General features: G+C 59.2%; 7 protein-coding genes and 5 pseudogenes. 5 read left to right on the forward strand and 7 right to left on the reverse strand.

The genetic code is table 11. From position 1 onward, the window contains the following. Nucleotides 1-542 precede the first annotated feature (542 nt). Nucleotides 543-1,085 (forward strand): annotated as a pseudogene (locus HCN50_RS31975) (alanine dehydrogenase); the annotation flags it as partial. A 427-nt stretch (nt 1,086-1,512) separates the two neighbouring features. Here HCN50_RS31975 and HCN50_RS31980 read toward each other — a convergent pair. Together HCN50_RS31980 and HCN50_RS31985 are read right to left on the reverse strand one after the other, a co-directional pair. Beyond that, nucleotides 1,513-3,222 (reverse strand): annotated as a pseudogene (locus HCN50_RS31980) (MFS transporter). Nucleotides 3,223-3,608: 386 nt separating this feature from the next. Then, a pseudogene (locus HCN50_RS31985) lies at nt 3,609-4,377 on the reverse strand (lyase family protein); the annotation flags it as partial. A gap of 62 nt (nt 4,378-4,439) precedes the next feature. On the opposite strand from HCN50_RS31985, the gene HCN50_RS34005 reads away from it, so the two are divergent. Then, entirely contained in the window at nt 4,440-4,880 is a 441-nt protein-coding gene (locus tag HCN50_RS34005) for an HTD2 family dehydratase (protein WP_512699175.1), read from the forward strand. A gap of 434 nt (nt 4,881-5,314) precedes the next feature. Here the strand turns inward: HCN50_RS34005 and HCN50_RS31995 are convergent, their stop codons facing one another. Beyond that, a complete protein-coding gene (locus HCN50_RS31995; protein WP_171713868.1) occupies nt 5,315-6,982 on the reverse strand; it encodes an acyl-CoA dehydrogenase family protein in 1,668 nt (555 codons plus the stop codon). A gap of 12 nt (nt 6,983-6,994) precedes the next feature. Continuing rightward, nucleotides 6,995-8,236: a CoA transferase gene (locus HCN50_RS32000; RefSeq protein WP_171713869.1), complete on the reverse strand. Its 1,242-nt coding sequence runs from the start codon at nt 8,234-8,236 to the stop codon at nt 6,995-6,997. Between the two features lie 155 nt (nt 8,237-8,391). On the opposite strand from HCN50_RS32000, the gene HCN50_RS32005 reads away from it, so the two are divergent. After that, entirely contained in the window at nt 8,392-11,118 is a 2,727-nt protein-coding gene (locus HCN50_RS32005; protein ID WP_171713870.1) for a 2-oxoglutarate dehydrogenase E1 component, read from the forward strand. Nucleotides 11,119-11,261: 143 nt separating this feature from the next. Here the strand turns inward: HCN50_RS32005 and HCN50_RS32010 are convergent, their stop codons facing one another. Further along, nucleotides 11,262-11,654: a COG3415 family protein gene (locus HCN50_RS32010; protein WP_171713871.1), complete on the reverse strand. Its 393-nt coding sequence runs from the start codon at nt 11,652-11,654 to the stop codon at nt 11,262-11,264. A 229-nt stretch (nt 11,655-11,883) separates the two neighbouring features. After that, entirely contained in the window at nt 11,884-12,696 is an 813-nt protein-coding gene (locus HCN50_RS32015; protein WP_171713872.1) for an IclR family transcriptional regulator, read from the reverse strand. An 849-nt stretch (nt 12,697-13,545) separates the two neighbouring features. Here HCN50_RS32015 and HCN50_RS32020 point away from each other — a divergent pair. After that, a pseudogene (locus HCN50_RS32020) lies at nt 13,546-14,406 on the forward strand (tyrosine-type recombinase/integrase). Between the two features lie 9 nt (nt 14,407-14,415). Further along, nucleotides 14,416-15,595, forward strand: a pseudogene (locus HCN50_RS32025) (IS91 family transposase). 95 nt (nt 15,596-15,690) lie between these two features. Here the strand turns inward: HCN50_RS32025 and HCN50_RS32030 are convergent. Continuing rightward, nucleotides 15,691-16,167 (reverse strand): Lrp/AsnC family transcriptional regulator, encoded by a 477-nt coding sequence (locus HCN50_RS32030; protein ID WP_171713873.1) that lies wholly within the window; start codon nt 16,165-16,167, stop codon nt 15,691-15,693. Between the last annotated feature and the right edge of the window lie 56 nt (nt 16,168-16,223).

The raw sequence follows: 16,223 nt of genomic DNA on the forward strand, positions 1-16,223 counted from the left end.
AGCCGGAATCGCCCGATGGATCGAATTTTACAATTTCCAGCGCCCTCATCAGGCGCTGGAAGAGCCGCGCGCCGATGACGGTCTGGCGGGCCGGTGTCACCGGCGCATTCGGCGAAGAGGCTGTGGATATGACGCTTCTCGCAAGCGAGAAGCTTGGACAACGCTGCGCGTTGCCCACATCCCCACAGCCACAACAGCAGCAAGCAAGAGTAGCGTAAAGTTTTTGGGAAGAAGGAACGGCAGCAGCTTCACTTAAGAAACCCGGACCCAGTGGTCCTCAGCATAGGGTCCACTTCACTTTTCGGCTTCGTCTATCACTGGCCATATCAGCGGGCGGGTGGCGAGATCCCAGTGCTTCGGATGGCGAACGTCACGCTTACGAGGCGCTGTGCTGGCTTCTAAGCTTCTTCGTGGTCCGGCGCTTCTGGAGGGTGGCGTGGCCGGATGCGGCTGTCCTATCGGGAGGGATCGCCAGTATGGCTGGCTGCTTATTCCAAGCTACTATGGACTGACCTTTCAATCGCTTTTGATCGTGATGACCGATGGCGGCGGGCTTGGGTGCCGAGGTGACAATTCTCGAGCGTTCGATCTCCCGGCTTCGCGAAGTGGATGAATAATTCGAAGGGTGGGCTCGCACCAGATTCTCGACGATAGAGGCCGTTGAGGAAGAAGTATTTGCAGCGGACGCCGTCATTGGCGCGGTGTTCGTTCCCGACGCGAGCGCGCCGAAGCTGGTCAGTCGCGGCATGTTAGGATCGTGATTGTCGACGTGGCTATTGATCAGGGCGGATGCTTCTAGACGTCACATCCGACGACGCACGCTGATTCGACTTACGAGGTCGACGGCGTCATTCATTACTGCGTCGCCAATATGCCCGGAGCGGTCCCGCTCACCTCAAGCCACGCGCTGGATAACGCCACGTTGCCCCCCGGGTTTGGCTATCGCCAACAAGGGATTTGCAGCCATGCTCGAAAATCCGCATCTGCGCGCAGCCCTCAACGTCTATCGGGGTCGGCTAACTTACAAGGCCGTGGCCAAGCGCCTCGAGCTGCCATTGTCACGCATCGAACAGGCCGCGGCCTGATTCCAGAGGTCCTCTAGGGGACGTTTCCTCCCTGACTTGCAGGGCCACTCTTCAGAGTGGCCCTTTTTTCGTGAGGACTCTTCAAGACCGCTCAACATTTTGAATTGCTTGGAACCGGAGATAAAGCGCTGGGCAGTGATCCTGCAACAACCTCGGCGTTTAAAGCTGCCTGACAATAAAAACATGCTTCTGCGATAGCGGAGCGCCTCCTTTCCGTCTTGATTTGCGGCTGGCGAAAGGTCGTGCGGCGGCCGGTGTGCCGGGCACCTTGGGTTTGGCAGGTTCGCAGCGCATGATCTACCGCTCCCCGGTCGTTGCCTAACAATCATAGAGCGTTCGTGACGCTATGCTCTCGGATGGAGGACCGCCTCAGGGCACGCTCTGGTTCTAACTGGCGACGAGCTTGCATGTGCGAGTTCCGCTTCAATCAGAACTTCAGATCCTTTGGTCTCATTGGCGCATGTGAATGCATCCCGCCATGCTTGCAATCAACGGGCTGGAGTTCGTTCGCCGCGCGGTCAGGCACGCCTTCTTTACAGCGAGCAGATCCGAAGGGGCGCTCCAGCATGCGGCGGACGCGCACGGGCTCAGGGCCGACATGGAACGCCGCGGCCTGACGGTCCAGCGCGCGTTCCGACTGGGTCGAGCGAGTGCGTTGGCGTAAGTAATCCAGCCATGTTGGGCAGTGAAAGCGCTCGGTCCACAGCTCGGGATCAGCGATGTCGCGCGCGAGCGACTAGCCACAGGCGCCGTTACGCTGCCGGGACAGCTGCACGTCCTGCATCAGATTGTGGAATGTCTGCGCGTTCTCTTGCGCGACCCGATATTCAATCTCAACGACGAGCGGGCCGCTGCGCCCGATGAGCGGAAGCCGCACCTCGGGATCGGCCAGCACCTCGGCATTCTCCTCACGCGCGATGATGCGCGGCATCCGCAGCCAGAGCCCTAGAACCGGCGAGACCACCAGCAGGGTGGCTGAGACCAGGAGCGCCGTTTCGACGCCGGCGGCATCAGTCAGATGGCCCCAGGCACAGCTGCCCATGGCAATCCCGCCTGAACTCGCTGTCTGATAGACCGCGGGGCGACGCGACCCAGCGGGGGCCGATAGCTGCACGCCAATGGTGAAAACCATCCACGCGATCATCCACACGGCGCGCGCCAAGACCAGCGCGACGCCGTCAATACCGGCTCGCGGCTTAGCGCCACTGCGGCCGCCGCGCCGCCCATCGACAGTGCGCAGGCGCGGATCGCGGCTTCGCCGCTCATCCGCTTGCGCAGCTCGGTAATGAGCGCATCGATCACCGCGCCCAGACCAAAGGCGCTGAGCATGATGCCATAGGTCTGCGCGCCGGCACGAAGGAGATCGCGTACGACCAGCGGCATCAGCGCTGTGATCGCGCCGCCGAGCACGCCGATCACCGCGGAGCGGGTCAGCACGATCTTGATCGACGGCGAATTGGTGATGTAGCGCACTCCGGAAACGATGGCGCGGCTAAACCTTTCAGGCGGCAGGCGCGAGGATTCGGAGATGCGTTTCCACAGGAACAGCGCGAGCATCAGTGGTAGATGGAGCAGCGCGTTGAGCGCGAACGCAGCCGCCGCCCCCGAGACCGCCACAACGATCCCTCCGATCGCCGGGCCCAAGCTGCGCGCGATGTTGGAGCTAATGCCGTTCAGTGCTACCGCCGCAGGTAGCGTTTCTAACGGTACCTGCTCGCTGACCGAGGATTGCCAGGCCGGTCCATCAGTGCCATGCCGGTGCCGACGGCAAAACACTGTCCCAGTAAAATGTTCGGCGTCATCGGGCCGAACCAAGCGAGCGCCGTCAGGACGGTTGCGCCGGCGAATGCAATGCCTAGCGAGATCAGCGTGACGATGCGGCGGTCATGCATGTCGGCAATGGCGCCGGCGGAAATCGCGATCAGCATCACAGGCAGCATTAACGCTGTCTGCACCAGCGCGACTTTATGGGCCGACGACGTCATCTCAGTCATTGCCTAGGCCGCACCGACGCCCTGGACCAGGATGCCCAAATTGGAAAACAAGCTCGCCAGCCAGATGTGCCTGAAGGTGGCATACGGAGCGGGGCGGTGATGCCCTCGACGCTGAACGTCTGGGGACTAGGCTGATCAGTCATGGCGGCTCTTGCCTCGCCTCCGATGGCTGCATTCCGGACCGCATCAGATGTGGTCCAGGAAGGTTCACCAACAAGTAGGCAAGCGCTTCTGCGACTCCAGCTGCTTTGCACAGTTTTAGCGTTAATGCCTCGTGAGGTCCGCTAAGGCCGAGAGCTAGCCGCCTCGCGCGGGACACGCCGTCTCTCGTCCTACAAGATTGATTCCCAAGCACTCCCGCACGTTGGTCGGCCGATTTCATCGAAATAGCGCGATCCCTTGGATGAAGCTCGATCATTTTGTCTCTGGGCAGAGTCCATCGTAACGTTCGGCATGTGCTGCCCGGCCAATGGTATTGATTGCAAAACTTCCGCCTAAACGGATCACATGTTGTCAGCTGAACCTTAGATCAACCTTTTAAAACATTGAGTTCCTTCGCTTTCCATGGTTTCGTCAGGGTGGATGGATCACGCAACTGTTTCAGCAAATCAGGCGGAAGCTGCAGCTCTGATTGGAGAAGGTCCCAAATATTTGAGCGCTCTTTGGGATTGCCTTCGCAACATCGGACGCGCGCTCATATCCGATCAGCGGAATCAGAGCTGTCACGACAGCCGTGCTTGCCTTCAAATGCTCGCGGCACCGTTCCACATTGGCTGTTATCCCGACGATGCACTTTTCGCGAAGAACTCGGGCGGCGTTCGTCAGAAGAGAAGTAGATTGCAGCATACTGTCGGCGATCACCGGCTCCATTACGTTAAGCTGCAGTTGGCCCGCCTCGGCGGCTAGCGTTACTGTGAGGTCCGCGCCAATAACCTGGAAGGCGACCTGATTCACCACTTCGGGAATAACCGGGTTAACTTTGCCCGGCATTATAGAAGAGCCTGGCTGGAGGGCCGGTAGATTGATTTCGCGCAGGCCACCTCGAGGTCCGCTAGAGAGAAGCCTCAGATCGTTCGAGATCTTAGAGAGCTTTGTTGCGGTCCGCTTCAACATCCCGGAGAACAAGACAAAAGATCCCGTGTCCCAGCATGCTTCGATCAGATTGCTAGCTGCGACTAACGGAAGCTGAGCAAGCTGAGAGAGCTCCTCGATGACGATGCCGGGGTAATCCGGCTTTGCATTGATCCAGTACCGATGGCGGTGCCGCTGAGGTTCACCTCCTTGAAGAGAGAGACGAGCAGTCGTCGCGGTAATCTCGTCTTCGTGAGGTGTGCCACACGATCGGATTCGGCTCCAAGACGTGCATCGTGAAGGAGCAGGACATCGTCTACCGCGAAGCACCGCAGCCCGGAACCCTGGCCCCTGTTATCGTATCGAGCCTGCGCCAAGTCCCGCGAACTGGAGCTTTGAAATATCTCCTGATCCCGTGCTGCTGTTCCGCTATTCGGCAGTAACGAGCAATGGGCACCGCATTCACTACGACCGAGACTATGCTCGCGATCAAGAAGGTCACGACCTCGTCGTACATGGGCCGCTGCTGGCGATTTTTCTGCAAGACCACAATTGGTGCGGCCAGCTGTTCGCCTGCAGCAATTCAGCTTCCGTGGCCTCGCCCCCGGTCTTCGTCGATGCCGCATTTTATGTTGAAGCCGCCGCTGGAGCGCAGAAGAATGAGCTGGCGCTCTGGATCCGGGATGCGGCCGGCGCGCAGGCTATGCGGGCAAGCGCGGTGTTCAGTTGAGCCCGGGCTGAGTTTGTCAGGGCGGGGGTGTTCTAGCGCATTCGAGGAATCGTCGAGTGGGCAGCTCTATCCTCCCGCAAGCGCAGTCCTCGAGACCGGCTCGATTCCGCAGCACACTTGGCAGCACATATTCTCGCGCAGATGAGGGAAGAGATAGTTAGGCTGGGAGCTGCCCGTCGGCGACCCGACGTACAGCCTCGTTCCCGGTAGTCCAAGCGGCACTCACGTCGCGGGGCAACGCCCGGTTCGACGCGGCACGCCTGAGGTTCGCCTGCGAGGAGTGCACAACCCGGTCCGTCTATCCTGCGATCCAGGATCCGCAGAATTGAGCCCGAGAGCCTGTCAACCACCCCAAGGATTTGATAATCCTTCCAGGAAAAAGGCGCAGCGCTCCACGCATCTCGGCGCCGACCACGCGGATCGAACATTTGTCCTCACGCGGGATCTCTACCGAGGAGGCCGCGCGCGACGACCTGTGCCTGAATTTCGGCAGCCCCCTCAAATATATTGAGTATCCGCGCGTCGCAAAGAATACGACTGATTTCATATTCAAGGGCGTACCCATTCCCGCCGTGAATCTGCAGGGCAACGTCGGCGGCGGACCAAGCCACCCGAGCCGTGATCAGCTTGGCCATGCCGGCTTGAATGTCGCATCTGCGGGCAGCGTCTTTGGCTCGTGCGGCGCTATATGTCGCTTCTCTTGCCAGCAGGATTTCGGCCGTCATCGTCGCCAATTTGTCCGATATGCGGGGAAACGCTGCGATGGCCTTGCCGAACTGCCGACGCTCCATCGCGTACGCAAGCCCGAGTTCAAGCGCTCTGCGAGCGACTCCGACAGCGCGAGCCGCGGTCTGGATGCGCGCACCTTCAAACGTCCGCATAAGTTGCTTGAATCCTTGGCCCTCTGCGTTCCCGAGTAGACCGTCCGCGGGAACTTTGAAGTCATCGAAAGCCACGTCATATTCGCGCATGCCTCTATAGCCGAGCACCTCGATTTCGCCACCGCTTAGCCCAGGGACCGGGAACGGATTGTCCGAAAGGCCCCGCGGCTTCTGGGCGATGAACATTGAGAGACCCGCGTATCCGGGGGCTCCCGGTAGAGTGCGGGCGAGCACTGTCATCAAGTCACTTCGCGAAGCGTGCGTGATCCAGGTCTTTGCGCCGAAGATACGCCAGCTTCCATCGGCTGCACGGCTGGCTCGCGTCCGGAGACTGCCGAGGTCGGATCCGGCGTCTGGCTCAGTAAAGACCGCCGTCGGCAGAAATTCCCCTGAAGCGATCTTGGGAAGCCACCTGGTCTTTTGGGCCTCAGTGCCGGCATGGGTTATCAGTTCGGCTGCGATTTCCGACCGAGTCCCAAGCGACCCTGCCGCAATCCAGGCGCGACTGAGTTCCTCAGTGACCACGCACATCGCGAGCTTGCCGAGTCCCAGGCCGCCGAACTCCGGGGCGATACAGATGCCAAAGATACCGAGGTCGGCCATCTCCTGGAGGACCTGGTCGGGGATGAGAGCGTCCGCAAGGTGCCACTTATGCGCGTTCGGGAGGACACGTTCGTCCGCAAAGCGTCTGACCTCGGCTCGAAACGAATCGAGTGTATCATCGTCAAGCGCATCCTGCAGACGATGACCTTCCGTCAACAGCCTGGCCAGCTCTGAGCGCACGCCCGACCAGTCAGCAAGCACAAATTTGCCAACCCATTCGTTTGCTGCTAGATCCGCGGCCGCTTGGGACAGAGCAAGGTCCGGCGGTCGGACAATCTCATTCTGCGTCATCGGAACCCCACCGATGAGCTGCGCCAGGTATTCTGAGAAGCCGACAACGATCGCACATTCGCTCAGTGGATCGAGTCCATCGGAAGAGGCGCGTCGCTGACACCAATGCGCCGTGGCCGAAAGGCACTCGCTGAGTGTCGCCATCCAGGCAAAGCCATGAGCAGCTCGTTGCCTTCGATCAAACTCGTCCGTCAAGATACGGCCATCCTTGATGACTTCTCGAGAAACGGCAGTCTTTGCCGCAACTACAAACTGCTCTGCAGCTGCAGCGGCCTCGATCGCGGCCAGGACCAAGTGCTCGCCACGGAATCGTTCGCAGGCTACCATGGTTCCGTTCCTTTAGCTTGGGGAGAGAAGACGATCGGCCAAGCGGACCACACCGCGATCGTGAAGGCTCGCAAGCGCGGCGCTGGGGATACGAAGAATAGTAGTCAGAACTTCTTCAGTATCCCGGCCCAGTATGGGGGCGGCAGATGAATCGCGACGAACTTCGCCGGAGAATGAAGCCGGAAAACCTGGAGTCGGATACTTGAGCCCGCTCGGATGTTGCACGTCTGCGAAGATCGGATTGCTCTCAACAAAACTTGGGTCTTCGGTAAGCGCCTCGTGCACCGTCCTATAGACGCCAAAACAAACTCCCGACGTAGTTAACCTTTGTGAAAGAGTTGCCAACGTGTATCGCGCGATGGCCTGCTCGACGATCGCATTTATGCGGTCTCGATGCAGAAAACGAGCTCCTTCGTCGGCATCCAGTGAGATGCCAGCTTCTGCTTCAAGCGCGCTGATGGATGATTGCAGATCGAGAGCGGCTATCAGGGCCCTCCATTGTTTGGAGGTTATCGCAACGATCATGACGCGCTTGCCGTCCGCGCAGCCAAAGTCGCGGCCAAAGGCGCCAAACAAGTTGTTACCGTATTTGGGCCGGTCAGTGCCGGAAATGGCGACCTCGGCGATTTGTCCGAGAGTGCCTAACGTTGCGGCGGCAACGTCGCTCAGGGGTATGCGTATGTGTTGCCCGAGTCCCGTCCGCCTCCGATACTCGATCGCCGCAAGGACCGAAATTGCGGCGGTCGAACCTGCGAGCAGATCCCACGCCGGAAGGACGTGATTTATCGGAACGCGCTCACTGCCTTGCGGGCCTGTCATGTAAGGAAGCCCAACGGCGCAGTTCACGGTGTAGTCGACCGCTGAACTGCCATCGGCGTGGCCGAGAACACGGGCGGTCACGAGGTCTCGCCGTAGCGTGCAGAGACTGTCGTGGGAGAGGAGTCCACTCTCCGGATAATTGGTTACGAAAATTCCGCTATCCGTTCCCTCGGCGGTGATGATGGCGATTGCCAATTCACGCCCCTCGGGCATCCCCAGATTCAAAGCGATCGATTTTTTTCCTTTGTTCAAGCCTTCCCAATAGAGGCTATTTCCGCCGGGGCCGAGCGGCCAGCGGCGATAGTCAGGGCCTCCGCCAATGGCGTCGAACCGAATGATCTCCGCCCCGAGTTGCGAGAGCAGCAGTGAGCAGTATGGCCCCGCAATGAAGGAAGCGCCCTCGACAATCCTAACACCTGTCAGCAGCCCGTACACGCCCTCGTCCTTCTAGGCCTTTGCGACGTTGGCCTCTCGACTGTTCAGATTCCGTTGAAGACAGATCTATGCAACCCAAGATCTCGAGAAAATTCAACACATGAATATTTAATCCAAAAAATGTATTGCCGGCGCGGGAGCGTTGATATCGGTGCGTGGTCTGCGACAAGGCGTTCGCCTACCTCAACGAGCAATCGCGAATGAATCTCCCCTTTTCTGGTGACAGCTCCTTCTTTTTGAATTTGTATGCCCGGTATCTGAAAGATCCGCAGTCAGTACCCGCCGACTGGGTCATTCATTTCGAGTCCCTGAACGACAGCCGATTTCAGCCAGTCGAACAAGACGAGGCGGCGGCGACAGCTGCCCTCGTGGAAGCATTTCGCTCTTGCGGCCATAAGGAAGCCCAGCTGGATCCACTTCGTTTGGCACCGGCAGTTCGCGCTCCCGAAATTGCTCGGGCAAGCGGCCGCTTAGGCTCCACGCGGGTCAAACTGTTCGTTGCCGGTTGTTCCATGGAGGTAACGAAAGAACGGGCGGACGAGATTCTTCGTGAAGTCTATTGCGGCCACGTAGCGTTGGAAGCGGCTCATCTGGACGCTCCGAAGGATCGTGCGTGGATCTACGAGTTCTTTGAGAAGGAGGTTCTGACCGAGCCTGACGAGCGCATCCTGACCTCCGCGATGGAGGCTGTCCTGTTAGCGGACGAATTCGAGCGTTTCATCAAGACCAAATGGCCGACGAAGAAGCGCTTCGGCATTGAAGGTTCCGAATCTTCCGCGGTCATTCTGAAGGAAATCCTACGAGAAGCGGCGAAGGCTGGTCAGACAGAAGCTGTCGTCGGGGGCATGCACCGTGGCCGATTGGCAACGCTGGCAACCGTGTTCGGCAAGTCTTTGCCTGTCCTGATCTCGGAGATCACGGGACGGGACATCACCGCCGGAGATGAGCTCTTCACGGGCGACGTTCCATATCATAATGGTCTTGTTGCAACGGTGGACACGGGATGTGGCTGCGTTGAAGCGCGCGTGCTCCCGCACCCCTCGCACCTCATCGTGGTCGCGCCGGTGGCAACTGGGGCGGCGAGAGCGCGCCAGGAGTTGCACGCGCGTCAAAGGACTCCTGGAGGCGTCCTCCCTCTTCTGATGCACACGGATGCGGCCTTTGCTGGACAGGGCCTCGTGAGCGAACTCCTGCAAATGGATGGCTTGGCGGGTTACTCGCCGGGCGGGACCATCCATCTCGTCGTAAACAACCAGATCGGATTCACCACCTTACCTGGAGAAGGTCGCTCAACGCCATATCCAACGGATATCGGAAAAGCATATGGTGTTCCAATTCTGCATGTGAATGGGGATGATCCGATCGCCGCGGCGGCTGCAGCGCGGGTCGCCTACGCATGGCGGAGCTGCACAGGCCGAGATGTCATAATTGACCTCGTGTGCTATCGGCGAAACGGGCATAATGAGCTCGATGAGCCACGATTTACGCAGCCGATCGCCCGCGCTGCAATCGAAGAACATCCGAGCTTGAGGACGCTTTTTTCGGAGCACGTCCGAACTCGTTCGCGCGAAGCCTTCGAGGCCGCAGAGATTCGGCGGGCGGAGTTCGCCCAACGGCTCGCCGAGGCTTATGAGAGCTACGGCAAGCTGCGTTTGAATGACGTTCTGACCGAGACGATCGTATTCCCCGAGACGCCCAATGGCTCGACTTCGGAAACTGATCCGGAGACGGGCGTCGATTCCAATACGCTTTGCAGTCTGGGCCGGGCGATTACCGAGCTGCCAGACGATTTTGAGCCGGATCCGAAAGTTCGCGCTTTCCTGAGGTCCCGGTGGGCCAGCATAGAAGAAGGGATTGGACTTAATATGGCGACGGCAGAAGCACTTGCCTTCGCGAGCCTGCTTGACGAAGGAGCGTCGGTTCGCCTGAGTGGGCAGGACTGCATCCGAGGAACCTTCACGCAGCGCCACCTGGCAATTCACGATCAGCGAGATGGCAGAACGTTCGTACCACTGGGCACGCTTGCTCGCGAGGGGGTCCGTTTTGACGCTGTCAACTCGCCGTTAACTGAGTACGGCGTGCTCGCATTCGAATTCGGGATGAGCCTTGCGGATTCCAACCGGCTCATAGTTTGGGAGGCCCAATTTGGCGATTTCCTGAATGGCGCGCAAATCGCGGTAGACCAATACATTGCAACTTCCGAGCCAAAGTGGAAGATGCGATCCTCGCTGGTCATTGCGCTTCCGCACGGATTAGAGGGGCAGGGGCCCGACCATTCGTCCGCGCGAATCGAAAGAATTCTTCAAAGCTGTGCCGGCGAAAACATCACGGTTGCGATCCCATCCACGCCCGCGAACCTTTTTCATCTACTGCGTCGGCAACAGCGGAGCGCGCGGCGGACTCCCTTATTTCTTATCGCGCCAAAATCTCTCCTGCGCGAAAGAGCATGTCAATCGGCACTGTCGGAACTGGCTTCGGGTACACGGTTCCGAACGGTCCTAGTCACGGACACCTCGGACCGCTGCGCCCGGATCGTCTTTTGTGCCGGTAAGATCTTTTACCCTCTCAACGAAATGCGTTTGCGGGAATGCACTCCAGAAGTCACCTTGATCCGGATAGAGCAGCTTTACCCGTTTCCGAGCAAAGATGTCAGGGAAGCGCTCGAAAAGCATTCCGCGGCGGAATTGGTGTGGTGCCAGGAGGAGCCTGAGAACCAGGGCGCCTACTATTACGTCGACCGGATGATCAGAGAGATCGATATACGTCGCCCTCTGCGCTATATCGGGCGCCCGCCAATGGCCGCGGCAGCGGGTGGGTCGATTGATCGACATGAACGCGAGCAAGCCGAAATCGTTGCGGCGGCTATAGGACGGTCTCGCTAACACGCGATAGCCAAGCCCTTTTATCGAACCTTGAAGCAGAGAGGGCGATGAACGAAATCAAGCAGCCTGACTCGATTCTCGAACGTGCGCGCGGTCTTCTACGGATGTCGATCTCAGGCTGAGATGCCTTCCACGCCGTGGGTTCAGCGGCCGCGTCCGGCCGATCCTGCTCGCTGGCGTGCGATGTTTTTTAACGTGATGTTGCGGCGATCGAAGAACCGCCAGAACACGCTCGGCACGAAACGCTCGCCGTGGACTTTGAAGAGATGATCGGCGATCTCGGCCAGCTGCGTGTCAGGCGTAGCCTCGACCCGGGAGAGGATCTCTACAGCATGCCCTTCGATCCGAGCTGAACGCCAGTCGCCAGCCTGCGCTCCCGCCTCACAGGCGCCGGTGCTTCGCCACTCTCTGACCAGCTCGATTGCTGTCGACGGCGCCACGCTGAACCGGCCGGTGGCACCTCGACAGCTCATGCCCTCAACTTCCACGGTGCTAACAATGCGAAGGCGAAGGTCCGGCGAGACGGGCTTAGCCATGGGGGCCGGCCCCATCACCAGCCCTCTGGGCGAATCACGATTTTCACCGAAAGGGAGTCCCTTCCGATTCCGCCAGGTCGGAAAATGCTCTAGTCGAATGGTTGCGCCCTCGGCAGCTTCGCTCGCGCGGCGGCCTCGCTCAAGCACGCTTGAGAGCCGGCTGGAGCTTATGGCCTTGCCGCGGTCGCGGGTCGGAAACTCGCTGCATTGAAGGAGGAGGTCAGCCATGTCACTGCCCGTCCGCAACCAGCTGATCGCGAATATTAATAGCAGCCTTCTTGAGACTTGGAAGAATGGTTTGGAGTAACCGCCGCCTCTCACCCGCAAGGGTCAAAACCAAGCTACTTATAGCAGCCAGAACCTTTCCGTCCGTTGTCAATATGGGAACGGCGACTGCCCAAATCCGTGACTGATAGACCGCTTCCAGGTACTCTTCGTCGGCGAACGCGTACCCCTCGCGACGGATTTGAGCAAGTCTTGCGGCGAGCTTCGAAGCCAAGCGAGGGTCACTATCCCAACGCCCTCCCGTTTCTTGAGCAAGGGAAAGCGCCATCTTGCGCTCTTCTTCGGGCATGAACGCCAGCGTGACGAGTCCCACGCCAGTGGTCATTAAGGGGATTCTCGCGCCCATCCGACTGGGCAACGATAAACCAAGCGAAGCGCGATTGCTGTACACTATGACCATTGCATCGCGATCGAAGACAGCGAGATTCGACGGCCAGCCAATTTGAGCGTGCATCTGATCGATGACGGGAGCTGAAATCTGAAGGAGATGTGATCTGGAGTCGAAACCTCGGCTCAGCGCCAGAGTTCGACCCGTCACCAGGTAGGTCGACTTTCCGGCCTGGCGATAGACGTAACCTTCTGCGACTAGCGTTTCGAGCACACGTACGACGGTCGGCTGTGGGAAGCTACACTTTGAAACGAGGTTCGCAATTGTAATCGGTCCGTGCTCGCTGATAGCTCGTAACACCGCAAGCCCACGCTGAATTGCTCGAACCGGCTCGTAAGATGGCATAGTTGTCTCCGCGAGCAGAATCACGCACTTCTCCGCCTACCCGCCCGACATTGCGCTTTTCCAAGACCCTATCGCTAACAAGAGCCTGTCGAGTGATCAAGCCGAATACGACTGTTCACGGGCGCCTCGCTGCCGCTATAGGAGCTAAAACAGATAGGTTAACTGCAAGCACTTTTGGTAACATATCGGTTCAAACACGCTTCGATTTCGGTATTCGCCGGTGCCTCCCTGTCCCCTAATGCGCCAGCACTTTCTCCAAGCGTGACGATTTAACAAGCTCGCCAGCCGATCCACGTCATATTTGGCCCTGGGCCCTTCGGCAGCGGCTCTCACAAAGATCAGCGGCCAGTTTGCTTCGCGCTGCCGTTGAAATCTCAAACGCAATCGCCAAATCACGCAACAGGATCGTTGAGTGAGAGCCGTCCGTCGCGTTACCTGCGTCAAGGGCGGTCTATTTTGTCGAGATGAAGGGTCATTGTACCGATTGGGTTGCTATCATGCCTGGCCGGCGGGCGGAGTTCACGCCTCCAGATGCGATATATCCTGGCTCGACTGTCGCCGCGATTTCGAATTGCTGCCCTCGGAAGCGGTGAATGGACCGAGGCGAGATCTCTAGTTGTTCGTCAAATCTTGGAGGGCTCCTTTTTTGAACGTCAATTCCTAGACTTTGCATCGTCTCCTCAGAGGAGCTTGGCGATACAACCATGAAACGTGATTGCGGATTCCGATGATCTCGCCTGGTGTATCGATTTGATCTCGCCCAGGATTGAACGAACCCGCTACGCGGGAGTGGGGGCAAGCCTGCTGAACTGAGGTGTCCTGTCTGAGAGGATGTTGGTCTTCGCACCACCCCACTCAAGACAGGAGACCCAGATGGCTACGATGAGCCCTCTTCGGGATCGTATGATCGAGGACATGACGGTCCGCAATCTGTCGCCGTCGACTCAACAATCCTACATCTATGCGATCGCAAAGTTTAGCCGACATTTCGGCTACGCCCCGGACCGGCTGAGTTTCGAGCAGGTCCGCGCCTACCAACTGCATCTCATCGGCCAAAAGCGTTCGTGGTCCCACATCAATCAGGTGGCCTGCGCGCTGCGGTTTTTTTACGGCGTGACACTCGGGCAGACGGAGGCATTCGAGCGGATCATCGGTGGCCAGAAGCCCGACAAGCTCCCGCTCGTGCTTAGTGCCGAAGAGATCGAGCGCTTCCTAGACGCGGTTACAGGGTTGCGCAACCGCGTCGTGCTGGCGACGGCTTATGCGGCTGGCTTACGGGTTAGTGAAGTCGTCCGCCTTAAGGTGAGCTCGATCGACAGCAAGCGAATGTTGATCCACATCGAGAACCGCAAGGGCGGCAGGGATCGTTACGCGATGCTTTCCCCTCGGCTGCTGGATATTCTTCGTGCGTACTGGATGCGAGCCCGACCGGGGCTGTGGCTATTTCCAGGCCAAGACCCAAGCGAACATGTCAGCGTCCGCGGCGTCCAGGCGGCTTGCCGCGCCGCCCGCCGCCGCGCTCGGATTGCCAAGCCGATTACTGTCCACACTCTTCGGCACTCGTTTGCGACCCATCTCCTGGAAAGCGGAATCGACATCCGAATCATTCAAGTTTTGCTCGGACATGCTGACCTCGGATCGACCGCGCGCTAGGCACAGGTTGCGACCAATCTGCTCGCCCGCACGACCAGTCCATTCGATGGGCTCTCCATCACGGTGATCCCTCCCGACTGAGCCGCGCATATGCGCCCCGTGCTTGAGGTGGCGGATATCTTCCGCCGCCACGGCGCTCCGTTCCGTGCCGCGCAGGGCTCTCGGCTCTCATCCGACCAGCGCCGTGTAATGGCGGCCATCGAGGCGTGCCGCACAGCGACGCTCGGCGGCCATATCGAGCGGTGCGACGACTGCGGCTTGGTTCGCGTCGCCTACAACAGCTGTCGCGATCGGCACTGTCCAAAGTGCCAAGGCCTCGCGCGCGCCCAATGGCTCGCCGATCGCCAGGCCGATCTGCTGCCGGTGCCCTATTTCCATGTCGTCTTCGCCGTGCCGGCGCCAGTGGCCGTCATCGCGCTGCAGAACAAGGCGGTGGTCTACGACATCCTGCTCAAGACGGCAGCCGAGACGATCCGTCTCATCAGCGCCGATCAGAAGCATCTCGGTGCCGAGACCGGGATGATCGCCATTCTCCATACCTGGGGCCAGACCCTGACGCATCATCCGCATGCCCATTGCCTCGTGCCGCGCGGCGGGATTGCCCCTGATGGAAGCTGGGTTGGCTGCCGCCCCGGCTTTTTTCCTTCCCGTTCGCGTCCTGTCACGATTGTATCGTCGGCTATTCCTGGAGCGCCTCCAGGCGGCGTTCAATGACACCAAGCTCCAGTTCTTCGGCCACCTCGCGCACCTCGTCGAACCGGCAGCACTCGTCCGCCGGCTCAACGCCCTCCGCAAGCTCGAATGGATTGTCTAAGCCAAGCGTCCCTTCGGCGGGCCAGAGCAGGTTCTCGCCTATCTCGGGCGCTACACCCATCGCGTTGCGATCGCCAACAGCCGGCTCCTTACCTGTGAGCACGGCGGTGTCCGCTTCCGGTGGAAGGATTATCGCGCCGGCAACAAATCCAAAGTGATGACGCTCGACACTGAGGAGTTCATCCGTCGCTTTCTGCTGCACGTTTTGCCGAAGGGCTTCCGCCGCATCCGTCATTTTGGCTTCCTGGCCAACGCCTGCCGCGTCGCCAAACTCGCGCGCATCCGAGCGACGCTGGAGGCGCCAGAGTCGCCTCCACCTGCCGAACCTGTCGACTATCGCGAGCGCTACGCCACCCTCACTGGTCGCCGCCTCGATTTGTGCCCCGTCTGCGGAGGCCGCATGGTCGAGATTGGCCTTGCTCGCTCAGCACGGTCGTTAGACGACAGCATAGAGTAAATGTCGGCAGCGCGAATTGTTGAGTTCTATACGAGTGAGCGGCGCGCGACCGCGCAAAGTAGGAAGTTGTGGGATGAAATACGCGCATCGGCGTGTCAACTTTCGGACGGAACCTCAACTGGAATAGCAAAGCCCGTCTTCACGCGATCCATTATGACCATAGTCTTGAACCCCTTAATGTCCGGGTTCTCATAGAAAAATCGGCGTGTGAACTGCTCATAGTCATCCATAGCACGCGCGGTAACGTAAAGGACAAAGTCAGCATCCCCCGTGACATAAAATCCATTTACGACTTCGGCTGACGATTTGATGGCCTTCTTGAACCTATCAATTATATCTGCACGCTCACGTTCAAGGGTCACTAGCACAAGCATTTGAATAGCTCTTCCTACCGCCTTTGGCGAGACGATCGAGACATCGGCCTCGATGATGCCTTCCGAACGAAGCCTCTTCAGCCGTCGTTGACACGCGGTAGCAGAAAGCCCCGCCAGGTCGCCGATCCGCTCGGAAGTTTGGCGGTTGTCCTTTTGCACGATCTCGAGGATGCGAGCGTCTGTTCGGTCGTAATGCATGCCGGGGGCTCCAGGTGAATCTCGCCGGAAAATGCCTATTGACGCAGAAAAACTTC

It is taken from the genome of Bradyrhizobium archetypum (assembly GCF_013114835.1).
GTDB lineage: Bacteria > Pseudomonadota > Alphaproteobacteria > Rhizobiales > Xanthobacteraceae > Bradyrhizobium > Bradyrhizobium archetypum.